This window comes from Gordonibacter urolithinfaciens (genome assembly GCF_900199375.1).
Taxonomy (GTDB): Bacteria; Actinomycetota; Coriobacteriia; order Coriobacteriales; family Eggerthellaceae; genus Gordonibacter; species Gordonibacter urolithinfaciens.
The window spans coordinates 1,435,510-1,458,328 of sequence record NZ_LT900217.1 but is presented as its reverse complement, the minus strand read 5'-3'; the positions used below and the strand labels follow the sequence as shown (position 1 = coordinate 1,458,328).

The 22,819-nt window shown below is 66.4% G+C and carries 19 protein-coding genes; 16 read left to right on the top strand and 3 right to left on the bottom strand.

What is annotated here, in order from left to right; all coding sequences use genetic code 11:
- Window positions 1-117 precede the first annotated feature (117 nt).
- From BN3560_RS06350 to BN3560_RS06330, 5 genes are all read left to right on the top strand, one after another.
- Window positions 118-1,500, top strand: a complete 1,383-nt coding sequence (locus BN3560_RS06350) for a hemolysin family protein (RefSeq protein ID WP_096227440.1) — start codon at window positions 118-120, stop codon at window positions 1,498-1,500.
- A 34-nt stretch (window positions 1,501-1,534) separates the two neighbouring features.
- Window positions 1,535-2,671: a PspC domain-containing protein gene (locus BN3560_RS06345; protein ID WP_161959436.1), complete on the top strand. Its 1,137-nt coding sequence runs from the start codon at window positions 1,535-1,537 to the stop codon at window positions 2,669-2,671.
- 287 nt (window positions 2,672-2,958) lie between these two features.
- A complete protein-coding gene (locus tag BN3560_RS06340; protein WP_087190270.1) occupies window positions 2,959-3,774 on the top strand; it encodes a CMP-2-keto-3-deoxyoctulosonic acid synthetase in 816 nt (271 codons plus the stop codon).
- A 173-nt stretch (window positions 3,775-3,947) separates the two neighbouring features.
- Window positions 3,948-4,613, top strand: a complete 666-nt coding sequence (locus BN3560_RS06335) for a potassium channel family protein (protein ID WP_015539183.1) — start codon at window positions 3,948-3,950, stop codon at window positions 4,611-4,613.
- Between the two features lie 9 nt (window positions 4,614-4,622).
- Window positions 4,623-5,300, top strand: coding sequence for a potassium channel family protein (locus tag BN3560_RS06330; protein ID WP_087190269.1), 678 nt, complete (start codon window positions 4,623-4,625; stop codon window positions 5,298-5,300).
- Between the two features lie 101 nt (window positions 5,301-5,401).
- Here the strand turns inward: BN3560_RS06330 and BN3560_RS06325 are convergent, their stop codons facing one another.
- Window positions 5,402-5,920, bottom strand: a complete 519-nt coding sequence (locus BN3560_RS06325) for an MOSC domain-containing protein (protein ID WP_087190268.1) — start codon at window positions 5,918-5,920, stop codon at window positions 5,402-5,404.
- Between the two features lie 180 nt (window positions 5,921-6,100).
- Here BN3560_RS06325 and purB point away from each other — a divergent pair, with 180 nt between their 5' ends.
- Window positions 6,101-7,444: an adenylosuccinate lyase gene (purB, locus tag BN3560_RS06320; RefSeq protein ID WP_096227438.1), complete on the top strand. Its 1,344-nt coding sequence runs from the start codon at window positions 6,101-6,103 to the stop codon at window positions 7,442-7,444.
- Window positions 7,445-7,555: 111 nt separating this feature from the next.
- Here purB and BN3560_RS06315 read toward each other — a convergent pair whose 3' ends face one another.
- Window positions 7,556-9,145, bottom strand: coding sequence for a Tat pathway signal protein (locus BN3560_RS06315; protein ID WP_227114992.1), 1,590 nt, complete (start codon window positions 9,143-9,145; stop codon window positions 7,556-7,558).
- Between the two features lie 153 nt (window positions 9,146-9,298).
- Here BN3560_RS06315 and BN3560_RS06310 point away from each other — a divergent pair, with 153 nt between their 5' ends.
- The 10 genes from BN3560_RS06310 to BN3560_RS06265 all read left to right on the top strand — a co-directional run bounded on the left by BN3560_RS06310 (window position 9,299) and on the right by BN3560_RS06265 (window position 21,505).
- Entirely contained in the window at window positions 9,299-10,009 is a 711-nt protein-coding gene (locus BN3560_RS06310) for a response regulator transcription factor (RefSeq protein ID WP_015539178.1), read from the top strand.
- A 54-nt stretch (window positions 10,010-10,063) separates the two neighbouring features.
- Complete coding sequence (locus BN3560_RS06305; RefSeq protein ID WP_224767959.1) at window positions 10,064-11,659, top strand: HAMP domain-containing sensor histidine kinase; 1,596 nt, start codon at window positions 10,064-10,066, stop codon at window positions 11,657-11,659.
- Between the two features lie 85 nt (window positions 11,660-11,744).
- On the top strand, window positions 11,745-12,623 hold the full coding sequence (locus BN3560_RS06300) for a phosphoribosylaminoimidazolesuccinocarboxamide synthase (RefSeq protein WP_096227437.1): 879 nt from the start codon (window positions 11,745-11,747) through the stop codon (window positions 12,621-12,623).
- Between the two features lie 183 nt (window positions 12,624-12,806).
- Entirely contained in the window at window positions 12,807-13,523 is a 717-nt protein-coding gene (locus BN3560_RS06295) for a hypothetical protein (protein WP_227114993.1), read from the top strand.
- Between the two features lie 12 nt (window positions 13,524-13,535).
- Window positions 13,536-17,252 carry a phosphoribosylformylglycinamidine synthase gene (locus tag BN3560_RS06290; protein WP_096227436.1) on the top strand — a complete coding sequence of 1,239 codons (3,717 nt, stop codon included), beginning with the start codon at window positions 13,536-13,538 and terminating at the stop codon, window positions 17,250-17,252.
- Window positions 17,253-17,329: 77 nt separating this feature from the next.
- Window positions 17,330-18,079, top strand: a complete 750-nt coding sequence (locus BN3560_RS06285; protein WP_096228606.1) for a GNAT family N-acetyltransferase — start codon at window positions 17,330-17,332, stop codon at window positions 18,077-18,079.
- A 27-nt stretch (window positions 18,080-18,106) separates the two neighbouring features.
- Window positions 18,107-18,328: a DNA-binding protein gene (locus BN3560_RS06280; RefSeq protein WP_096227435.1), complete on the top strand. Its 222-nt coding sequence runs from the start codon at window positions 18,107-18,109 to the stop codon at window positions 18,326-18,328.
- Between the two features lie 126 nt (window positions 18,329-18,454).
- On the top strand, window positions 18,455-19,696 hold the full coding sequence (locus tag BN3560_RS06275) for a Fic family protein (RefSeq protein ID WP_096227434.1): 1,242 nt from the start codon (window positions 18,455-18,457) through the stop codon (window positions 19,694-19,696).
- Window positions 19,697-19,851: 155 nt separating this feature from the next.
- Window positions 19,852-20,514, top strand: coding sequence for a DUF6323 family protein (locus BN3560_RS06270; protein ID WP_123649821.1), 663 nt, complete (start codon window positions 19,852-19,854; stop codon window positions 20,512-20,514).
- Between the two features lie 7 nt (window positions 20,515-20,521).
- A complete protein-coding gene (locus BN3560_RS06265) occupies window positions 20,522-21,505 on the top strand; it encodes a DUF6179 domain-containing protein (protein WP_096227432.1) in 984 nt (327 codons plus the stop codon).
- Here the strand turns inward: BN3560_RS06265 and BN3560_RS06260 are convergent.
- Entirely contained in the window at window positions 21,502-22,701 is a 1,200-nt protein-coding gene (locus tag BN3560_RS06260; protein WP_096227431.1) for an Mbeg1-like protein, read from the bottom strand. The two genes, BN3560_RS06265 and BN3560_RS06260, sit on opposite strands and share 4 nt — an antisense overlap.
- Window positions 22,702-22,819 lie beyond the last annotated feature (118 nt).

Here is a 22,819-nt window from a genome sequence, read left to right as displayed (position 1 = left end):
GTGGAAGCGGCTCCGTACCCCTTCCCATCCTCCGGCGAGGCGCGAAAGCGCGAACGCGGGCCGCAGAGGCGGCTTCGCATGCATCCGCATCGCTTAGAAGGAGTGAGTTTCGCTTTCATGGACATAGGGATAAGCATCGTCGTCACGTTTTTGCTCGTTCTGGTTAACGGCTACTTCTCCATGTCGGAGATGGCCCTGGTCAACGCCAAGCACGTGCTGCTGCAGAAAGAGGCCGACGAGGGCGACAAGAAGGCCCAGCGCGCGTTGGGACTGGCAAGCGACTCGGGGCAGTTCCTGGCCACCATTCAGGTGGCCATCACGCTCGTGGGCTTCTTCGCGTCCGCTGCGGCGGCCACGAACCTGTCAGATCCGCTGGCCCAGTGGCTGTCCGGCTTCGGCGTTGGCTGGCTCTCGGTCATCGCACCCGGCTTGGCCCCCGTGCTCATCACGCTCATCGTGTCGTACCTGAGCATCGTGGTGGGCGAGCTCGTGCCGAAGCGCATGGCGCTGGCCGATGCCGAGCGCGTGAGCAAGACGGTGGCCGGCCCCCTGATGGTGTTCCAGAAGGTAGCGCGTCCGCTCGTGGCGCTGACCTCGGCCTCGGCCAACGGCCTGTCGCGCCTGCTGCGCATCAAGAACGCCGACGAGCGCCAGAGCGTGTCCGAAGAAGAGATCAAGTATATGGTCACGGACAATGACGAGCTGCTGCCCGCAGAGAAGCGCATGATCCACGATATCTTGGACTTAGGGGACATGACCGTGCACGAGATCATGCAGCCGCGCGTGGACATGATCCTCGTGGAGGATACGGAAACCGTGCGTCAGGCCGTCGACCGCATGCGCGGCACCGGCTACTCGCGACTGCCCGTGTTCCACGAGGACATCGACCGTATCGTCGGCATCGTGCACTACAAGGACCTGCTCGCGCCCCTCATGGACGGCAAGGAGAACGAGCCGGTGGTGGCCTACGCCTACGAGGCCCTGTTCGTGCCCGAGACGAAAGACCTCTTCCCGCTTCTTTCCGAGATGCAAACGAATAGGCAACAGATGGCCATCGTGGTTGACGAGTACGGTGGCACCGATGGTTTAATTACCGTCGAGGACATTGTGGAGGAGATCGTCGGCGAGATCATCGACGAGTCGGACATCGAGAACAAGTTCATCACGCCGCTGTCGGACGGAACGTGGCTCGTGGACGGGCGCTTCCCCGTGGAGGATGCGCTGAAGCTTGGCTGGCCCGTCACGGAGTCGGATGACTACGAGACCATGGCCGGGTGGCTCATGGGCATGATCGACTTCGTTCCCCAGGTGGGCGACGAGTTCGAGTTCGGTGGGTACCGGTTCAAGATCCAGGCCATGCGGCGCAGGCGCATCTCGAACATCCGGATGACGCGCGAGGTGGGTGCGGGCAATGCGTCGGCCGTGCAGGCCGAGGAAGACGCGGGCCGCGGTCCTGCCGAAGCCGTTGCCGAAAAAGCCGAGCATCCTGCCTCCCACTGATAGTGCGGCGCCGAAGGTTCGACCAGGAGGCAGCGTGAACACCGAGAAGCGACTCTACCGCTCGCGCAATGCGCTCGTCGGGGGCGTGTGCGCCGGCGTTGCCGAGTACTTCAGCTTCGATCCGCTGGTCGCCCGCATCCTCACGGTGGCGCTCACGCTGTCCACGGCGGGCCTGTTCGCCGTCGCATACGCGGCGCTGTGGGCCATCCTGCCCCTGGCTCCCAACGAGGCCGGCCCCGTGGAGGTCGAGCCCCATTCCGTGCACTCGGACACGTACGGCTCCGTGGATGTCGGCGCATCGCGGAACCGCGCCGACGACGCCGCTCGCGCCGCCTCCGAGGCGGCGGCTGCGCAGCAGCACCTCCCCTACGACGCCTATGCGGGCACGGGCCATGTGCCCCCCGAGCCGCCCACGGCCGAGGCTGCCGCGTGGGCGCACCGGGCGCAAAGCCAGGCACCCGGCTGGCAGGCGCCCGGTTGGCAGCCGCCCAGTTGGCAGTCGCCCAACTGGCAGGCGCCGCCGAATGCAGGACGGGAACCGGTGGAAGGGGGATCGCCCCAGGTGCCGGGCGGCTACGCAGATCCGCTGCAGGCCGGGGCGCCGAGCAGCTGGCGCGCACCGGACGGTGCGGCCGTGCCGCCGCCCGTGACGATGCAGCAGCCACGGCGGAACGGTGGGGTGAAGGCGGCCGTGTTCACCGGGTCGTTCCTGCTGTTCTTCGGCATAGCCGCGCTGTTGGCCGAGAACATCGACGGGGTGTCATGGTGGCAGTTTTGGCCGCTTGTCCTTGCCATCATCGGCATCGTGCAGATGGTGGTCCCGGGGGTCCCGGGGCGCCGCATGCTCCAATTCGTGGACGGTCTCATGCTCTTCAGCCTGGGTGCCACGCTGCTGCTCTTCAGCCTGGGCGTAGTGGGCTGGACATCCTTGCAGCTCATGTTTCTGAACCTATGGCCGCTGCTGCTCATGATGGCGGGGTTCTTCGTCATTGGCGGCGCACTGCATGCGCCGTGGTGGACCCTGCTGGCAGGGCTGTGCTTCGTGGCGTTCTGCGTCTTGGGGGTGCTGTGGTTCTCGGTGCCGGGGCCGAACGACCTCATCGTGCTCACGTTGCCCTACGGCCGCGAGTTCGCCTTCCCCTTCGAAGTGAGCATTGCGGTTGTTCGCTAGCGTTGGCGCTTGCCTCCGCGCTCCGTCAACCGTGGCTCTGTTCGAAAAACGAGCGCCTGCCGAGGATGCATAACCACCTGCGCATCTGCGGCTTTCCTGTTTGTCAAGCGAACAAAACGTGGAGGCCGTCTCCACACTTTTTTGCCTACGCGGGGTCCCATGGGCTAAAATACACCTCGACAAAACAGCATATCGCCCCTTCGGCAGCAACCACCCCTTACAACCTACTACGCTGTCACCGCTCCGGCGGCGTGGTCGTGCGCTGTTCATTGAAAGGTAATCGAGGTTTGACTGACAGACGATACAAGCAGCGGAAGTCGAGCATTGTCGCGAAGATCGCGGCAGTCGGGTGCGCGTCCATCGTGCTCGCCGGGTGCATCGGCTTCGGCATCGCCTCCGCTGGCGGCAGCGCGCAGGAAGTCGATGCGTTCGGCATCGACGCCATGAGCGCCCCCGTGTCCGAGGCGGATACCGCGACGTTCGCCGAGAGCGCGACCGATTCTTCCGCGCACGAGGCCACGGTGCTCGCCAGCACGGCGAAGCGCGACATCTCCAAGGGCATCGAGGCCATAGAGGCCGAGGAGGAAGCCGCCCGCATCGCCGCCGAGGAGGCCGCCCGTGCCGAGGAGGCTGCCCGCGTGGCCGCCGCCGAAGCCGCCAAGGCCGAACAGCAGGCGAGGGCCGCCCAGGACAGCGCCGCCTCCGCGCTGGCCAGCTTGCCCGATGTGGACTTCTCCGTGGGCAAGGAGGCCTTCATCTCCACGTGGTCCCAGCGCATCGACGCCTATCTTTCCGGCTCGCCGCTGGCGGGGCAGGGCGTGACGTTCGCCACGGCCGCCTGGGAATACGGCGTGGACCCGCGTTGGTCTCCCGCCATCTCCAACACCGAGAGCTCGAAGGGTGCCGTGTGCTTCAAGCCTTACAACGCCTGGGGCTGGGGCCAGTCGAGCTGGGGGAGCTGGGAAGAGGCCATCAACGCCCATGTGGCCGGACTTGCGAGCGCTTACGGATACTCAATCACGTACGGTGCGGCGATGAAGTACTGCCCGCCGAACTACGACCACTGGTTCAACGCGACGCTGGGCCAGATGCAGATGATCTAAACGTTTCGCCGGCCGCCGGGCCGGCGAAACTGTTTTCCGCCTCGGAACCCATGATGCCAGCCTGCCTGTAGCTGCTCTACGGGCGGGTTTCGCCGCTTTCCCGCGCGCGGGGCTTGCAGTATGCTAGGGCATGGCAGGAAATCGGCGCACGGGCGCTTGGTGAAAGGATCGGTATGAGCAACGTGATCGTCGTCGGCTGCGGCCGCGTGGGTTCGCAGTTGGCGAACATGCTGTCGGACAACGGCAACAACGTGTGCGTCATCGACAAGAACGCCGACGCGTTCGCGAACCTGGGGCGCAACTTCAACGGCTCCACGGTGCAGGGCCTCGGTTTCGACGAGGAGACGCTCGTGAAGGCCGGCGTGGAGGACTGCGACGTCATTGCGGCCGTCACGCAGTTCGACAACACGAACCTCATGGTGGCCGAGGTGGGCAGCCGCCTGTACGGCGTGCCCCATGTCATCGCCCGCCTGTACAACCCCGACCACGAGCGCGCCTACATGCAGCTGGGCATCGACCACGTGTGCGGCACGTCACTCGTTGCCGAGGACGTGTTCAGCAAGATCGTGTCGGGCCACGGCGCGCACATCGACACGTTCGGCGAGTTCGAGGTGCTGCGCTTCTCGCTCGACCTGAGCTGGCGCGACACCGACCATCCCACCATCCGCGTGTCCGAGATGGAGCGCGACCATGACATCCGCATCATCGCGTTCGAGCGTGCCGACGGCTCCGCTTCGTCCATTCCCACGCGCGACTCGATCCTCTACCAGGGAGATTCCGTGCTCGCCTGCGTGCGCCACGAGCTGATCGGGGCGTTCTCTCGCTACATTCAGGACTAGGAGAATTCCATGTACATCGTTATCGCCGGCGGCGGCAAGATCGGGGAGTACCTGGCCAGCGTGCTGCTGGGAAGCGGCAACGACGTGGCCGTGATCGAGGAGAACCTGCAGACGGCCGACCATCTGTCCATCGTGCTGGAAGGACGCTACCTCGTTATACACGGCGATGGGTGCGACTCGAAGTACCAGGAGGATGCCGGCATCCGCAAGGCCGACGTGTTCGTGGCCACCACGGGCCAGGACGACGACAACCTGGTGTCGTGCGAGATCGCCCAGCGCGTGTTCAACGTGCCGCGCTGTATCGCGCGCGTTAACAATCCGAAGAACCTGCGCATCTTCCGCGAGGTGGGCATCGAGAGCGTGTCGTCCACCACGCTCATCGCGAACCTTATCGAGGAGGAGACGCTGTTGGGCAGCGTGAGCGTGGCCTCGTCGCTCACGCACGGCAACGTGGTGCTCACCGAGATCACCGTGCCGCGCATGCGCTACCATTCCAACGAAGCCGGCATTTTGGCCGAAAGCGTGCCTATGCCGGAGAACAGCCTGATAGCCGCCGTGTCGCCCAAAGACGACGACAACGTGGAAGTGGTGGGCGAGGAAACCGTGCTCTACCCCGGCGACAAGGCCATCGTCGTAGCCGACACCGAAGTGCTGGACGAGGTGCGCTCCCTGTTCAAGGGGCTCTAGGCTCCGGCGACGCTAGGTTCCGGCGGCCTGCCGGCCGCCGGAACGCTGCCGACGCTGCGGCCGGCCCCGTTGGTTATCGGCGCAACCTGGGCGTGCTCCTCCTATCCCTCGCGCGCCGCGCGCAGCTCCTCGAGGGCCTCGGGCGGGGTGTGGGCGCAGGTGCCGTCGCCCAGCGCGACCACCTGCACGGAGTCGCCGGGCTTCACCTCGCCGTCCTCCAGCGCCACGAAGAACACGCCCTCGCGGGGGAAGATGCAGTCGCCGGCCAGGTGGTAGATGGCGCACTTCGTGTGGCACACCTTCCCGATCTGGGAGAGCTCCAAGAGCGCGCCGCCCACGCGCACGCGGGTGCCCAGCGGCAGCGCCAAGAGGTCGATACCCTCGGTGGTGACGTTCTCCGCGAAGTCGCCCTCGGCCACGTCGAGGCCCATGGCCTGCGCCTTCTCGATGGACTCCCATGCCAGAAGCGACACCTGCCGGTGCCAGTCGCCGGCATGCGCGTCGCCCGCCACGCCGCGGTTCGCCTCGATGGCGGCACCGCCCGCACACGGCGTCTTCCGGCCGCCCTTGCGCCGCGACGTGTTCACCGACCGCACGCGGCCCTCCCTGCATTCCTCCATCTCGCCCGCCCTTCTCTCGAATGCCTAGTATTTCTATAGGAAATATATACTACTTGATCGAGGATAAGCAAGTCAAGGGCGTCGCGCCCAAGGCTCGACACTTTCCGTGAAGTGCGCCGCCCGGGGGCTTGTTTGCGGTATGCTGGTTGCCATCAGGTACGACGTGGGAAAGGGACCGGCGTGATCAACCGTTACACGCGCCCGGCAATGGGCGCCATCTGGGAGCTGCAGAACAAGTTCGAGATCTGGAAGGAGATCGAGGTGCTGGCCTGCGAGGCGCAGGCCGAGCTGGGGAAGTCCGGCATCACGAAGGAGGAGGCCGCGTGGATCCGCGCGCATGCCGACTTCACCGTTGAGCGCATCGACGAGATCGAGAAGGTGACGAACCACGACGTCATCGCGTTCACCACGAACATGGCCGAGTACATCGACGCCGACGTGCCGGAGGGCCAAGAGCCGCCCAGCCGTTGGGTGCACTACGGCATGACCTCGTCCGACCTGGGCGACACGGCGCTGTCCTACCAGATCACGCAGGCGATCGACATCATCCTCGAAGACATCAAGCAGCTGGGCGAGACGTGCAAACGCCGCGCGTTCGAGTTCCAGGAGACGCTGTGCGTGGGCCGCACGCACGGCATCCACGCCGAGCCCATGACGTTCGGCATGAAGTTCGGCAGCTGGGCCTGGGCCCTCAAGCGCGCCCAGACGCGCATGGAGGAGGCCCGCAAGGTGGCCGCCACGGGAGCCATCAGCGGCGCCGTGGGAACGTACTCGAGCATCGACCCGTTCGTCGAGCAGTTCGTGTGCGAGCGCCTGGGGCTTGAGGCCGACCCGCTGTCCACCCAGGTGCTGGCGCGCGACCGCCACGCCCAGGTCATGGCCGGCCTCGCGGTGACGGCATCTACGCTGGAGTCCATCGCCATGCAGGTGCGCCTGCTGCAGCAGTCCGACGTCATCGAGGCCGAGGAGCCGTTCGCGAAGGGCCAGAAGGGCAGCTCGGCCATGCCGCACAAGCGCAACCCCATCACGGCCGAGCGCGTCTGCGGCCTGGCCCGCACCGTGAAGTCCAACGCGCAGGTGGCCTTCGACAACGTGGCGCTGTGGTACGAGCGCGACATCAGCCACTCCGGCGCCGAGCGCGTCGCGCTGGCCGACAGCTTCATCGCGCTCGACTACATGTTCGGCAAGATGCAGTGGATGCTCGACGGTCTGCAGACCTACCCCGCCAAGATGGAGCACAACCTGTGGCGCACGAAAGGCCTCATCTTCAGCTCGAAGGTGCTGCTGGCGCTCGTGGACACGGGCATCAGCCGAGAGGACGCCTACGTCATCGTGCAGCGCAACGCCATGAAGGTGTGGGAGGATATCCAGAACGCCGTGGACGGCCCCACCTACCGCGAGAACCTCGAGGCCGACCCCGAGGCGAATCTCTCGGCCGAGGTGCTCGACGAGATATTCGACCCCTGGGACTTCCTCACCCGCAAAGACGTGGTGTTCGACCGCCTCAAGGAGCTGGAGTTCTAAGCGTCCCGTTTCGCCACACGAACGCGAGCAAGGAGCTTTCCATTCGGAGGGCTCCTTTTTTCAAGAAGCGCAGCGACGTTGCGTCGCCTTCCTGCCAGGCGCGCCTTTCCCTTACCCGACCGGCTTCCACACCCTTACCAGGCAGTACTTCTTCGGCTCGCCGTCGATGGGCTTGTCGTCGATATTGGCGTAGGTGACTATGGATTCGTTCGAGCCGGTGGTGGCCAGGTACTCGCCGTAGTCGTCGGCGCCGTTCTCGGGCTGGAGGGCGAAGTACTCGTTCGTCTCCAAGTCGATGCCGCACACGGTGCGCTTCGACTTGACGATGAAGCATCCGCCACACCAGGCGGGGGCTGCCGTGGGCGCGAGGCTGAACGAGAACCAAGGTGCGCCGCTGTAGTTGCCGTCCGTAACGGGGGACGCGGGCGTGTACGTGCCGATCTGGGAGATGCCGTCGCCGTAGTTGTACCAGGCGTCGAACGAGAACGAGAACCCGTTGTCGCCGTAGCCCGCCTCCAGCGGGCGCATGGAGCGTGGCAGCACCATGGTGTCCAGCACGCTGCCCGATGCGGCATCCAGGCGGGTGAGCTGGTAGTACGTGCCCGCAGTGTCCGCGCGCGGCGTGATGACCACGGAGTCGGCCAGCGCGTAGGGCGGCGTGCACGGCCTACCGTGGGACGTGTAGACGGTCTCGACGTCGCCCGATCCCAAGGAAGCGCGCTTGACCAGGGAGTCCTCGGCGCTGTAGTCGCCGTCGACCTTGGGCAGGACCTGCCAGAACGCGTAGGCGCCGGATGCTGCGATCGTGGGGGTCTCCCACTGGCCGTCGCCTTCGTCCGCCAGGCGCGGATCGCCGGCCACGCCGTCGGTCAGGCGCGCCGTGTACACGCGCCAGAGACCGTCGAGGATGTCGGCCTCCGTCCACACGAGGCCCGACGCCGTGGCGCGCACGTCGTAGATCTCGAAGCCCTCGTCCTGGCCCACGGCCTTTTCCAGCACCGTGGACAGGTTTCCGCTGCCAAGCGACAGCAGCCCCACCTGCGCGAGCGGCTTCGCCTCCTCCGTGGGCAGCAGGCAGGCGGCCACGTCGTCGCCGCTGGCCCAGACGAGCGATCCGTAGGGCAGCTCGGCTCGCACGGACAGGCCCATGCGGGTGGCGGCATCCTCCACGAGGGCGAACGCGCTCTCGGAATCGGACGTGTTCAACGTGGTCACGGCCGAGGCGGGCACTTCGAGCACCGTCACGTTGCCGGCAGCCTCCTCACGCTGCTTGAGGACCACGGAGGCCGCACCGCCGGCCGCCGCGAGCGCGGTCACGCCGATGGCGCCGAACAGGAAGTGGCGGCGCGTGAGCAGGATCTCCCCGCCGTTCGGCGTGGGAACGTGGACGCCGCCACCGCCGGAACTGGAGCCTGCGCCTCCTGCGCCGCGCCGGTGCACGCCTCCGGAGCCGAGCGCATCGCCGGGCCCGACGGAGGCCTTCTGCGCGGCGCTTCTGCGTGCTGCTTGCCGCGAGGTGCCCGATCCTCCCAGGCCGCCGCTGCCAAGGCCGCCCACGTTTCCCACGTGGCCGCCGCGGGGGTTGGGCTTGCCGCCGGCGTAGGTGCCGCCGCCTGGCGTCGCATTGCGGCGCTGGGCGTTGCGCGCGCCGATACGGCTGGGTTTCGCGTGGTGGGCATGTGTTGATCTGCGGGTTACCATGGTGGATATTGTGTCATTTCCCGCACAGGTTCCAGCTGCTTCAGGGGTAATTGCTACAATAAACGCAAACACGACCTGAACGCTCGGAGCGGAGCGCGTATGGGATACGCGGCCAGGTGGGATCCGAGCCGGTGACGACTTGAGGTGGTATCCATGAGCAACGAGACGCGACGTATACTGCTTGTTGAAGACGAGAAGGCCATCCGCGATGCGGTGACGGCCTATCTCGAGCGCGAGAACTACTGGGTGACGGCGGTCGGCGACGGCCAGGAGGCCTTGGAGGAGTTCTCGAAGCACCACTTCGACCTGGTCATCCTCGACCTCATGCTGCCCCGCGTGCCGGGCGAGCGCGTCTGCCGCGCCATCCGCGACAACTCCGACGTGCCCATCATCATGCTCACCGCGAAGGGCGAGGTGGAGGACCGCATCATCGGCCTGGAGCTGGGCGCCGACGACTATCTGGTGAAGCCGTTCAGCCCCCGCGAGCTCGTGGCCCGCGCCCGCGCGCTTTTGCGCCGCGTGCACGCCGACAGCGAGCCGCAGCGCGAGGTGCTGGAGTTCGGCGAGCTCACCATCGACGTGTCGGGCCACAAGGTGCTGGTGAACGGCGAGGAGATCGACCTCACGGCCAGCGAGTTCAAGCTGCTCACCACGCTGTCGCGCTATCCTGGTCGCGTGTACTCGCGCATGGAGCTGGTGGAGAAGGTGCTCGGCTACGACTTCGAGGGCTACGAGCGCACCATCGACTCGCATGTGAAGAACCTGCGCGCGAAGATCGGCGACAACCCGCGCAGCCCGAAGTGGCTGCATACCGTTCACGGCGTGGGCTACCGCTTCGAAGACCCGACCAAAGTCCAGCAGTAAGCACCGCGTGAGCGCCTCGAGCGTGAGCGCATAACCGTGCAGGAGGAGCGAAGCGTGCAAGACTCGGCGACGACCGGACCCATCGGCAAGGCGGGCGCGGACGACGCCGGTGCGGGCAAGCGCAAGCGCCCGGGTTGGGACAACCTGTCGTATACGACGCGCGTGACGGCGGCGTTCGCCTTCATCGCGGCCATGACCGCCCTGGTGGCCATCGGCGTGGTGTCGTTCGTGTGGGAGCAGCATTTCCAAACGTACACGCGCGAGAACATGGTGTCGACCGCCGAGTCAGTGGCCAAGGACATCGCGGCGAACTACGAGAAGTCGGGCACGTTCGACGCGCAGACGCTCGCGCCCGCGCGCTACATGGTCAACGTCACGCCGAGCATCGGCATGCGCGTCGTGGACAACACGGTGCCCGCGAACAGCGAGCAGTCGGTTGTGTTCGACTCCACGCTCGTCGAGAATGGCGAGGACGCCGCCGGCGGGGTGTCGCTCGTGCCCAAGCATGCCAAGCCCGAGCAGATGGTCACGGTGCCCATCGAGGTGAAGAGCCCCGACAACGAGATGACCCAGGCCGTGGGCTCGGTGAGCGTGTGGGTGCTCGGCTCCGATACGCTGCTGCGCTCCACCGACGAGGAGTTCCGCAACAAGTCCTACCAGGCCATGTTCTTCGCGGCCGCCATGGCCATCCTGCTGGCCTCGTGCATCGGCTTCCTGTTCGCCCGCAACCTGGTGGGCCCCATCAACCGCATGACCAAGACGGCGAAGGCCATCAAGGAAGGCGACCTGTCCGCCCGCACCGATCTGCACGGCGAGGACGAGATCGCACGCCTGGGAGAGACGTTCGACGAGATGGCCGACTCGGTGGAGAAGGACCGCGAGCTGGAGCGGCGCCTGACCACCGACGTGGCGCACGAGCTGCGCACGCCGCTCATGGCCATTCAATCCACGGTGGAGGCCATGGTGGACGGCGTGTTCGAGGCCGACCCCGAGCACCTGGAGACGGTGAACTCGGAGGTGCAGCGCCTAAGCCGCCTGGTGGACTCATTGCTGAAGCTCTCGCGCCTGGAGAACCGCGCGAACCCCATGAAGGAGGAGGTCGTGGACGTGGGCCAGCTCATCAGCGGCATCATCGCCACGCACGACGCCTTCGTCACCGACTCGGGCCTCACGTTGGAGTACCAGGCCGACGAGGGCGTGCGCGTGCTGGGCGACGCCGATATGATACGCCAGGCCACGGCCAACCTCATCTCGAACGCCGTTCGCTACACGCCCGAGGGCGGCCACATCACCGTGCAGGTGAAGCGGGGCGACCTCATGGCCTCCATCGCGGTGCGCGACACGGGAATCGGTCTCTCGCCCGAGGAGTGCAAGATGGTGTTCTCGCGCTTCTGGCGCGCCGATGCCGGACGCAACCGCGAGAGCGGCGGCCTGGGCATCGGCCTGGCCGTGGTGAAGGAGATCGTCGACCGACACGGCGGCTGGGTGCAGGTGGAGGGCCGCAAGGACGAGGGCGCCTGCTTCACCATCCACATCCCGCTGTACGACGAGGGCCGCACGCCCAAGGCGCGCCAGCAGAAGCCCAAGCAGGCAAAGGTGCCGAAGGTTGCGAAGGGCAAAGAAAAACAGCGCCCGAAGGGGCATAGATAGCCAAACTGCGCGATAATGAGGCGCGCATGAAAAACGCTGCGGCCCGAGGAGAGCGCGCGGCGTGTCGATGAAAGGACAGAGCAGCATGACCGGAATGGACATCAAGCCCGACGCGCAAGGCAAAGTGCGCGACCTCTACGACTTGGGGGACAAGCTCTTGTTGGTGGCGTCGGACCGCATTTCCGCGTTCGACTACATTCTGGAAGACGAGATCCCGCACAAGGGCGCGGTGCTCACGCAACTGTCGTGCTTCTGGTTCGAGCTCCTGGACGGCGTGGTGGAGAACCACCTGATATCCGCCGACGTGGCCGACCTGCCCGAGCAGTTCAAGCCGTACTCCGACTACCTGCGCGGGCGCTTCATGCTGGTGAAGAAGGCCGACATGTTCCCCGCCGAGTGCATCGTGCGCGGCTACCTGGCCGGCAGCGGCCTCAAAGAGTACGAGAAGCAGGGAACCGTGTGCGGCATCGAGCTGCCCGAGGGCCTCGTGAACTCGTCGAAGCTGCCCGAGCCCATCTTCACGCCGTCGACGAAGGCCGAGATCGGCGACCACGACGAGAACATCAGCTTCGAGCGCCTCGTGGAGATCATCGGCGAGGACGACGCCTCCCAGCTGCGCGACCTGGCCCTCAAGGTGTACACGACGGCACGCGACCACGCGGCCGAGCGCGGCGTGGTCATCGCCGACACGAAGTTCGAGTTCGGACGTCTGAACGGCCAGATCATCCTTGCCGACGAGGTGCTGACCCCCGACTCGTCCCGCTTCTGGCCGGGCGACGAGTATGCCGAGGGCAAGGACCAGCCCAGCTTCGACAAGCAGTTCGTGCGCGACTGGCTGAACGCCAACTGGGACCGCCAGGGCAACCCGCCCCGCCTGCCCCAGGACATCATCGATCGCACGAGCGAGAAGTACATCCAGGCCTACGAGAAGATCACCGGTCGGTCCTTCGTTCCGTTTGCCTAGCGGCAAACGGAACTCCTCGACGCTGCGAGGCGCCGAGGCACCCGATCTTGGCGCTCCAAGCTTTGCTCACGTGCGCAAGCACGCTTCGCGAAGCTTTCACGCCAATCTCGGGCACCTCAGCGCCTCTCGCTGACTTTGCCAGACCTGCGAAGTTCAAAAGCATTCAACAAGGAGCAACATACCATGTCCCAACGCAACCCCATGAACGACCGTTACCAGACCGACGAGCATCGCGGTCAGACGCGCAAGAGCGCAGCGGCCATGAAGCCGAAGTCGAAGGCGGCCGCCTCGGTGCGCGTGCAGCCTAAAGAGAAGACGAAGCAGCAGAAGAAGGCCGAGAAGAAGGTGGCCCGCCAGAAGCAGAGCGATCTCGACCGCAAGTACTACAACCCGCCCACGCCGCAGTACAAGCGCCTGCGCAAGATCTGGTGGGCTCTGCTCATCGGCGCTATCGCGGCCACGGCGCTGTCGTGGGTGGGCCGCTCGTGGTTCCCGGACGCGGTGAGCTACGTCATGCTGGGCGCGGCCTACGTCTGCATCATCGGCGCCCTGTACGTGGACTTCTCGAAGATCCGCAAGGTGCGCCGTGCCTATCAAGAGCAGATGGAGGCTTCGAAGTCCAAGGAGCAGCGCGCTTTGGAGAAGCAGCAGAAGGCCGCCCAGAAGGCCCAGAAGGCCGAAGCCGCCGAGGCTCCCGCCGAAGAGGAGAAGCCGAAGAAGCGCGGCCTGTTCGGCAGCGGCTTCCGCCTTTCGAAGGCCGAGCAGGCCAAGGCCGAGAAGCAGGAGGCCGACGCTGCCGATGGCGGCGAGGGCAACGCAGCGTTCGAGCGCGGCAAGGCGAACGCCAAGGCCGCGGCCGATGCCGCAAAGAGCCAGTCCCCTAAGGGTTCGAAAAAGTAAGGGAGATTCTTCATGGTTTCTCGCGTGTATGTTGAGAAGAAGCCCGGCTTCGACGTGGAGGCGCAGCAGCTCGCCCACGAGCTGCGCGACATCTTAGGGATCGAGCGGCTCGAAGGCCTGCGCCTGGTGAACCGCTACGACGTGGAGGGCATCTCGGACGAGTTGTTCGCCCAGTGCGTGCCCACGGTGTTCAGCGAGCCGCAGTCCGACGTGGCCACTTTGGAGATGCCGGCGGTGGAGGGCGCGGCCGTGTTCGCGGTGGAGTACCTGCCCGGGCAGTTCGACCAGCGCGCCGACTCGGCCAGCGAGTGCATACAGCTGATCAGCCAGGGCGAGCGTCCCGAGGTGCGCAGCGCGAAGGTGTACCTGCTGGAGGGCCCGCTCGCCGACGAGGACGTGGCCGCCATCAAGCATTACGTGATCAACCCCATCGAGGCGCGCGAGGCCTCTCTCGAGCCGCGCGAGACGCTGCGCATGGAGCAGCCCGTGCCGCCCATGGTGGAGACGGTGGAGGGCTTCCTCGACCTGGACGAGGCGGGGCTCGCGGCGTTCATCGCCGACCGCGGCCTGGCCATGGATCTGGCCGACCTCGCGTTCTGCCAGCGGTACTTCGCGGAGGAGGGGCGCAACCCCACCATCACCGAGATCAAGATGATCGACACCTACTGGTCCGACCACTGCCGCCACACCACGTTCGGCACGGTGCTCGACGACGTGCGGATCGACGACGAGGCCGTGCGGGCGGCCTTCGAGAAGTACCTGGCCATGCGCCACGAGCTGGGCCGCGACGAGAAGCCGGTGTGCCTCATGGACATGGGCACCATCGGCGCGCGCTGGCTGAAGGCGAAGGGCATCCTCACCGGGCTCGACGAGTCCGAGGAGATCAACGCCTGCACCGTGAAGGTGAAAGTGGACGTTGACGGCGAGGAGCAGGACTGGCTCTACCTGTTCAAGAACGAGACGCACAACCACCCGACCGAGATAGAGCCGTTCGGCGGCGCGGCCACCTGCGTGGGCGGCGCCATCCGCGACCCGCTTTCCGGGCGCAGCTACGTGTACCAGGCCATGCGCCTGACCGGCGCGGCCGACCCGCTGGTGCCCGTGAGCGAGACGCTGCCCGGCAAGCTGCCGCAGCGCAAGCTGGTGACCACGGCCGCGGCGGGCTATTCGTCGTACGGCAACCAGATAGGGCTCGCAACCGGCCAGGTGAACGAGCTGTACCATCCCGGCTACGCGGCCAAGCGCATGGAGATCGGCGCCGTGGTGGGTGCGACGCCGGCCGACCACGTGCGGCGCGAGACGCCGGCCCCGGGCGATGTGATCGTGCTTCTGGGCGGGCGCACGGGCCGCGACGGCATCGGCGGCGCCACGGGATCGTCGAAGGCGCACAAGCTGGAATCGCTCGAGACGTGCGGCGCGGAGGTGCAGAAGGGCAACGCGCCGGTCGAGCGCAAGATCCAGCGCCTGTTCCGCCGCGGCGACGCATGCCGCATGATCAAGCGCTGCAACGACTTCGGCGCGGGCGGCGTGTCCGTGGCCGTGGGCGAGCTGGCCGACGGCCTGTTCATCGATCTGAACAAGGTGCCGAAGAAGTACGAGGGCCTGGACGGCACGGAGCTCGCCATCGCCGAGAGCCAGGAGCGCATGGCCGTGGCGCTCGCGCCCGAGGACGTGGACGCGTTCATCGCGCTCGCGCACGAGGAGAACCTCGAGGCCACGCCCATCGCCGAGGTCACGGAAGAGGCGCGCGTGCGCATGGAGTGGAACGGCTCCACCATCGTGGACGTGAGCCGCGACTTCCTCAACAGCAACGGCGCGGCCAAGCACCAGGACGTGCATGTGGTGCCGGGCGGCGGCTACGAGCGCACGTGGGAGGGCGAGACGCTGGCCGAGCGCCTGGGCGCGCTCGTGCGCGACCTGAACGTGTGCTCGAACAAGGGCCTGTCGGAGCGCTTCGACTCCACCATCGGCGCGGCCACGGCGCTCATGCCGTTCGGCGGCGCGCGCCAGCTGACACCGGCGCTGGCCATGGTGGCGAAGCTGCCCGTGTTCGGCGAGACCTCCACGGTGAGCGGCATGGCCTGGGGCTTCAACCCGTACCTCACGGCGGCGAACCCGTTCGTGGGCTCGTATGTCGCCGTGGTGGAGAGCGTGGCGAAGCTGGCGGCCGCCGGTTTCGCGCGCGAGGACATGTACCTCACGTTCCAGGAGTACTTCGAGAAGCTGCGCGACGAGCCCGAGCGCTGGGGCAAGCCCGCCGCAGCCGTGCTGGGCGCGCTGATGGCGCAGGTCGACTTGGGCGTGGGGGCCATCGGCGGCAAGGACTCCATGTCCGGCAGCTTCGAGCAGCTTGACGTGCCGCCGACTTTGGTGTCGTTCGCGACGGCCGTGGGATCGATCGACCGCGTGACGTCTCCCGAGTTCAAGGGAGCCGCCCATCGGGTGGCGCGCATCGCTCCCGCGGCTTACGACGGCGTGGTGCCCGAGGCGGCGGGGCTGCTGGAGGCCATCGCGGTTGTGGAGCGCCTCATCGGCGAGGGCGCGGCGCTCGCCGTGTCGACGCCCGGCTACGGCGGAGCGGCCGAGGCCCTGTTCAAGATGTGCGTGGGCAACGGCATCGGGCTGACGCTGGACGAAGCCGTGACGGCCGACGAGCTGTTCGCTCCCGCCTACGGCAGCTTCCTCGTGGAGCTGGCCGACGACGCCGCAGTGCCCGCCGCCGGCGATGCTGTGCGCGTCGACGTGCTGGGGGAGACGGCGGAGGCCTACCAGTTCGCCGCCTGCGGCGAGACGATCTCCCTCGCCGACCTGCAAGAGGCCTGGGAATCGCAGCTGGAGCCCGTGTTCCCGTACCGCGCCGAGGGCGAGCGCGTGGAACCGGTGTCCTTCGGCAGCGCCACGCCCCTCACCTACAACGGAACCATCGCGCGTCCGCGCGTGGTGATCCCCGTGTTCCCCGGCAACAACTGCGAGTACGACTCCGCGCGCGCCTTCGAGCAGGCGGGGGCCGTGGTGGACACGTTCGTCATCAACAACCTCACGCCCGACAAGGTGGCCGAGAGCACGGCCGAGCTGGTGCGGCTCATCAACAACAGCCAGATCATCATGCTGCCGGGCGGCTTCTCCGGCGGCGACGAGCCCGACGGCTCCGCCAAGTTCATCACGGCGTTCTTCCGCGCCCCCGCGGTGACGGAAGCGGTGCGCGACCTGCTGCAGAACCGCGACGGCCTGATGCTGGGCATCTGCAACGGCTTCCAGGCGCTCGTGAAGCTGGGCCTCGTGCCGTTCGGCGACATCCGCCCGATGGACGAGAGCTGCCCCACGCTCACGTTCAACGACATCGGCCGCCACCAGAGCCGCCTCGTGCGCACGCGCGTGGCGTCCAGCCTGTCGCCGTGGCTCTCGCGCTGCGAGGTGGGCGACGTGCACACGGTGCCGGTGAGCCATGGCGAGGGCCGCTTCGTTGCGAGCGACGAGCTGCTCGCCCAGCTGCGCGACGCCGGCCAGATAGCCACGCAGTACGTGGGGGCGGACGGCCAGCCGTCCATGGACCTGGACGTGAACCCCAACGGCTCCGCCTGGGCCATCGAGGGTATCACGAGCCCCGACGGCCGCGTCCTCGGCAAGATGGGCCACAGCGAGCGCCGCGGCGCGGGCCTGTACCGGAACGTCCCCGGCGACCTGTTCCAGCCCTTGTTCGAAGGCGGCGTGGGCTACTTCACCGACTAAGCGTCCCCATTGGGGACGTTCGAGCGGCGCGTCCTTCGGGGCGCGCCGCTTTCTCGATTGAAAAGGACGGGATGCCCATGGAGCCCGAATTCGTCAACCTCACGCCGGAGAACCTCGCCGACGAGCACCTCTCCTGCCTCATCCGCGTCAAAAAGCCCCATCCGGGCGTCGAGGCGAAGCGCCGATGGCTGGCCGACCGGCTGCGCGAGGGCCACGTGTTCCGCAAGCTGCAGGTGAAGGACCCGGTGTTCATCGAGTACGCCCCGCTTGAGACGGCGTGGGTTCCCATCGTGGGCGACAACTACCTGTACGTGTACTGCCTCTGGGTGTTGGGCGCGTCCAAGGGGAAGGGGTACGGGCGCGCGCTCATGGAGTACTGCCTTGCCGATGCGCGCGAGCAGGGCAAGTCGGGCGTGTGCATGCTGGGCTCGAAGAAGCAGAAGTCGTGGCTGTCCGACCAATCGTTCGCGAAGAAGTTCGGCTTCGAGGCAGTGGACGCCACGGACGACGGGTACGAGCTGCTCGCCCTGTCGTTCGACGGCACCGTGCCGGCGTTCGCGCCGCGCGCCAAGGCGCAGAGGATCGAGCGCGACGAGCTGACGATCTACTACGATTTCCAGTGCCCTTACGTGCCCGGGCATATCGCCGCGGTGCAGCGGTACTGCGAGGAGAACGATGTCCCGCTGACGTTGATCCAGGTCGATTCGCTGCAAACGGCGAAGGACCTGCCCTGCGTGTTCAACAACTGGGCCGTGTTCTACAAGGGCACGTTCGAGACCGTGAACCTGCTGGATACCGCGTATTTGAAGCGGATACTCAAGAAGTAGGCGAGACTCCGGCGAAGGGAGTGCGGAATGGGTTTTCTCGAAAGCTTCAACCGCGGGCTGAGCGGGGATGACGGCTACGAGTTCGCGGGCAGGCAGGTGGCGTGCTCGCACTGCGGCGGCACCGCGTTCGACGAGCGGTCGGCGCAGCTCAACACGATGGGCCTCACGTTCCTCGACCTCGATTGGGCGAACAGGAGCGCCACGGTCCTCGTCTGCAAAGACTGCGGCCACCTCGAATGGTTCTTGTGACACAGGTGCGGAAAGGTATCAAATAGAAACCGATTCCCTGTCGCTATTTGATAGAAATCGCGATTTTGATCAAATAGGGTAGTACAATGACGCTTGTATTTGATAACAATCGGGCAGGATCAGTATATGAGCGGCTACCCAACGCTGGAAAAACTTTTCTATTCCGACTCGTCGTCCGAGCGCGTCGAGCATGTGAAGGCCGAGGCTGAGAGGCGGCTCAACAACCCCGCCTCATTCCGCACGGGCATCGAGCTGTCCTCGGGGGAGCTCTTCCTGGCAACGCCGCGCGAGCTGTCTCTCCTCAACGAGAAGATGCTTCGGGCGGAGCGCAAAGTGTCCCAGCTCTGGCGCGATCTGCCGGGTATCGCGCGGTGGGCGTACTTGCGCAGCCTCATCATGGACGAGATCATGTTCACCAACGAGATGGAAGGCGTCCACAGCTCCCGGAGGCAGATCGAGGAGGCGCTCGAAAGCGCGGAGGCGAAGCGGCCGACGAAGGAGGCGAAGCGGTTCAGGGAATTTGCCAGCCTTTACCTGGAGCTCACTGATTCGAACCACGTGTACCCTCAAACACCTGCCGACATCAGGGCGATTTACGACAAGGTGGTGGCCGACGCCATCGATGACCGGGATCTGCCGGATGGGAAGCTGTTCCGGGCCGGGCTCGTGGACGTGAAGTCGGCGAGCCAGAAGACGCTTCACACGGGAGTGGGTCCGGAAAGCAAGATCGTCGAGATGATCGACCGTATGATCGAGCTGGTTGCCTCGCCCGACATCCCGCAAACATATTCGGCTATCCTCTCGCATTTCCTGTTCGAGTACATCCATCCGTTCTACGACGGCAACGGAAGGACGGGGCGGTATCTGCTGGCGCTCTATTTGAGCGAGCCGTTGTCGGAGACGACGGTGCTTTCCCTTTCGCGCGTGATCGCGGAGAACAAGAGCAAGTATTACAAAGCGTTCGATGTGACCGAACGTCCGATGAACCATGCTGAAGCCACCTTCTTCGTGATGCAGATCATAGAGCTGATCAGGTTGGCACAAGACTCGCTCATCGAGAGCATCGAGCTGAAGCGGATGCAGCTCGACGCCGCTTGCGCGTGCATGGGGCGGCTAGCATCGGAATGCGAGCTTACCGACATGGCTGTGAACGTGCTGTTCGTCATGGCCCAGCTCCACCTGTTCGGCGCGTTTTCCGAGGCCTCGCTCAAGGATATCGCCGGGAACCTCGAGGTGAGCACGCAGACGGCGCGCCGGTACTTGCAAGAGCTGGAGGGGAAGGGCCTCATCGCAACCGTATCGAGGAAGCCGCTCAAGTTCGTGCTGAGCGGCAAGACCGTGGAAGCGCTCGAGATGCCTGCGGCTTAAGGCTGCGGCGCACGGGTTCGCTTAGGACGTCAAAAAAGCGGAGGATTCATTAATTCTCCGCTTTCATCTGGGGAAATAATACCACAAAACGGGCGAAAAGTCGAGTCGTGCATGTGCACGGGGTTCGCGGTATAACCCTGTGCGAGGTGATGCGCATGGGTTTCGATCTGACAATACCGCCACAGCTGCAACGGGCCGCTGCGCGGGAGGATCTGGCCGTCTGCAACGAGGCGACGGCGAAACATGGGCTGCGGCTGACCGAGCCGCAGATGATGGAGCTGGTCGAGCGTCGCGGAGAGGCGCTGCGCGCGACGGGGCGCGTGGAGTTCGGGCGCGGGGTGGTGCGCGAGCTGGTGCGCGGGTTCTGCGATTCGCCTTACCTCTCGCAGGAGAACTATGCCGAGGCAATCGCCGACGTGCAGGACGTGTTCTACCGCCGCAAGGAGGACGCCGAGGCGGCGGGTGAACCGATAGCCGATGACGATCTGGTTGAAGCGCTGCGCCACGCGTTCGATGGCGAGGCGGCAGGGTCGGCGGAGCTTCTGGCCGATGTTCCGGTCCCAACGCTGCGCACGTATGCAGCGCGCGGCCGGACGGGCGAATACGACGAGAAGACGCAGGCCGAGACATTCGAGGAGGAGGCTGCCCATGACGGAGCCGGGGAACGCGTGCGGGATGAGTTCAGCCGCGTGCTGGACGACGAGCGGTGGGAGCGCCCCGGCAACGAGTACGCCGACGGCTTCTACGACGGGTACCATGATCTGTACCGCATCGGGTTCGACTCCAACAGCCGCATCGGGGGCTCGTCCCTCGGCTGACGAGGCTGTGGACGACGAGGCGTGCCAGGTTGCCGGCGCGCGCGGTGCAGGTACCCCGCCCGAGGCCGGAGAGCGCACGCACGGCCTGGGTCCCACGGCATCGGCAGGCGACGAACCGGCCCGTGCCGCATCCTCTGTCGAATACGTGCAGCTGGCGCTCTGGCAGGTGCTCGCGAAGCAGGTCGCGCTCTACACGATGGGGGAGAGCAGCTCGCTGCCCGAATACGACGCTCATCGGCTGCTCGCCTCCGCATGCTTTGTGATGGGCATAGACCCCGACGACCCTCGGCCCGACGCAGCCCTCGTGCGGCAAATAGCTGATGAGGGCCCGGAAGCCGTTTTCGAGCGAGCCGTGGCGCGCGTCGAGCGCGAGGCTGCGCGCACCGAGGTGCTGTGGAGGGACGTGTGCCTGGGCACGCCGCTGCTCGAGAGCATCGCACTCAAGGATACGCTGGAGAGCCTGCGCGGGTTCCCCTCGCGCTACGTGCCGCGGTTCTTCGCACATGAGGTGCCGGCCGACATCGACTACCCGTTGGCTCAGCCGGTGCCGGAGTCGCTGCAAGGCGTGGACTACGTGAACGCCTACCTGGAGCGGCTGCTGATAGAGAACCGTTTCCTGCAGCAGTTTGACGTCGCGCGGTGCCGGCGCTTGCTGCGCGCCGTGCACCCGCAGTACGGCGAGCTGATACTCAACCTGTTCGAGCCGGTTGCCGCGAACGCCGTCGGCTGCGTGCTGGCAGGCTGCGATGTGCGCAGCCTGCAGCTGGACGAGGCGGGCTGCGCGCGTATCGCCGAAGGGCTTGCAGGGAGCGCCCCGCATGCCTTGGCGCGGAAGTTGGAGGACGCCGCGAACGCCGTCTGCGCCGAGCTCGCCGTTGACGACGGCGCTGCCCGTGCCTATGTACGCCGGCTGGCGGGGCAGCTGGCACCCCGTGTGGCCACGGCCCTGCGCTGCCGCAGCCTGGAGGGCGTGTTCGTCCGCTGGAGCTAGGCGTCCTCGCCGCGTTCCGCAGCCCGCGGCCGAGACGGTGCTCGCGAGCCGGGCCAGAGCACGGAGACGCCCTGCGCGAGGTGCCGCGCGACGATCTCGGTGAGGGGCTTCAGCGCGGCGAGCAGCGTGGAGCGGGCGCCGGGGTCCATGTTCTTGGCGGCCTCCGAGACAAGAGCGAGCGCCTTCGAGCCGCCGCAGAGCAGGTCGGACGCGTCACGGGCGCCTGACGACTCCACCGCTTGGAAGAACGCGTCCACCACCACGGCCGCCTCCTCGTCGTTGAACCGTGCCAGCCATTCCGTGAGCACGGCATCGGCGAGCTGGGCACCGTCGGTGAGCCCATCGAGGTATGCGAAGTCATCGCCCGCGACCTCCCACGAGAACACGCTGTGCTGGTCTATCCCCTTGGCGGTGCTCCTCACCACATGCGGCAGTACGGGCGACTCCATGAGCAGGCCTACGACCGAGTCCTGCGGCACGGTGCGGTGGATGCGGCCCTCGAGCGGCGCCCAATCGGCGGGCGCGAACGTGCCCGCCTTGAATCCGGGACCGTCGTGGCTGTACACGCGCTCGATGCGCCGCTGCACGGCGGGTGGCGCCTTGAGCGCCGCGTACACGGCCAGGTTGCCGCCCTTCGAATGGCCGCCCACGTACACGCGCTTCGGCGCGCGCTGCGCGACGGCTTGCAGGTAGCGCACGGCCTGTTCCTGGGCGGGGACGGGGGCGGTGTAGGCCATGTTGAAGTTCTCGCGCCAGCCGGTGAACGACGTGTCCGTGCCACGGAAGCCCACGTAGGCGAAGTCCTTCCGATACACGAACGTCATGGCGGCGAACTGCGTCTGGCGGTCGGTGTCGAACAGGCTCAGGTAGTCGCGCACGCGCATGTCGCGGAAGCGCGGGCTGGCGGCCAGTGCCAGCAGGTTCTCCTTCACCATCTGCGGGTCAAGGCCGGTGAACATGGTCGGGTAGAGCTCGGCGCGCAGCGCGTCGGCGAAGCGCACGGCCTTGCGCGTGGGCGATAGCAGGTTCTCCACGATGGTGCCCAGGTCGAGGAACGACGAGCGTTCGCGGAGCGCCGGCACCACCCCCTCGGCACGCACCATGCAGAACTGCGACAGCACGGCCGAGTCCACCGGGTTGAACGGCTTCTCTTCGAACGGGGCGAACTCCGTCGCCAAGTAGTCGAGCAGGTTCATGGGCCTCTCCCTCCGCGCGCGGGCTGTCCACCCATTGTAGCGCTTCGGTTCGCGGCGGGGACGGGTAGGAGGTGCGGAGTGGGCAGGCCGCCGAGCAGCACAAGGCCCGCCTTCCCAA

What these genes read in the sequence shown, in the direction of transcription:
- BN3560_RS06325 (WP_087190268.1), bottom strand. Translation starts at nt 5,920, where the DNA reads ATGGAGGAATGCAGGGAGGGCCGCGTGCGGTCGGTGAACACGTCGCGG.
- BN3560_RS06350 (WP_096227440.1), top strand. Translation starts at nt 118, where the DNA reads ATGGACATAGGGATAAGCATCGTCGTCACGTTTTTGCTCGTTCTGGTT.
- BN3560_RS06275 (WP_096227434.1), top strand. Translation starts at nt 18,455, where the DNA reads ATGAGCGGCTACCCAACGCTGGAAAAACTTTTCTATTCCGACTCGTCG.
- BN3560_RS06295 (WP_227114993.1), top strand. Translation starts at nt 12,807, where the DNA reads ATGTCCCAACGCAACCCCATGAACGACCGTTACCAGACCGACGAGCAT.
- BN3560_RS06280 (WP_096227435.1), top strand. Translation starts at nt 18,107, where the DNA reads ATGGGTTTTCTCGAAAGCTTCAACCGCGGGCTGAGCGGGGATGACGGC.
- BN3560_RS06270 (WP_123649821.1), top strand. Translation starts at nt 19,852, where the DNA reads ATGGGTTTCGATCTGACAATACCGCCACAGCTGCAACGGGCCGCTGCG.
- BN3560_RS06290 (WP_096227436.1), top strand. Translation starts at nt 13,536, where the DNA reads ATGGTTTCTCGCGTGTATGTTGAGAAGAAGCCCGGCTTCGACGTGGAG.
- BN3560_RS06315 (WP_227114992.1), bottom strand. Translation starts at nt 9,145, where the DNA reads ATGGTAACCCGCAGATCAACACATGCCCACCACGCGAAACCCAGCCGT.
- BN3560_RS06260 (WP_096227431.1), bottom strand. Translation starts at nt 22,701, where the DNA reads ATGAACCTGCTCGACTACTTGGCGACGGAGTTCGCCCCGTTCGAAGAG.
- BN3560_RS06310 (WP_015539178.1), top strand. Translation starts at nt 9,299, where the DNA reads ATGAGCAACGAGACGCGACGTATACTGCTTGTTGAAGACGAGAAGGCC.
- BN3560_RS06330 (WP_087190269.1), top strand. Translation starts at nt 4,623, where the DNA reads ATGTACATCGTTATCGCCGGCGGCGGCAAGATCGGGGAGTACCTGGCC.
- BN3560_RS06300 (WP_096227437.1), top strand. Translation starts at nt 11,745, where the DNA reads ATGACCGGAATGGACATCAAGCCCGACGCGCAAGGCAAAGTGCGCGAC.
- BN3560_RS06335 (WP_015539183.1), top strand. Translation starts at nt 3,948, where the DNA reads ATGAGCAACGTGATCGTCGTCGGCTGCGGCCGCGTGGGTTCGCAGTTG.
- BN3560_RS06285 (WP_096228606.1), top strand. Translation starts at nt 17,330, where the DNA reads ATGGAGCCCGAATTCGTCAACCTCACGCCGGAGAACCTCGCCGACGAG.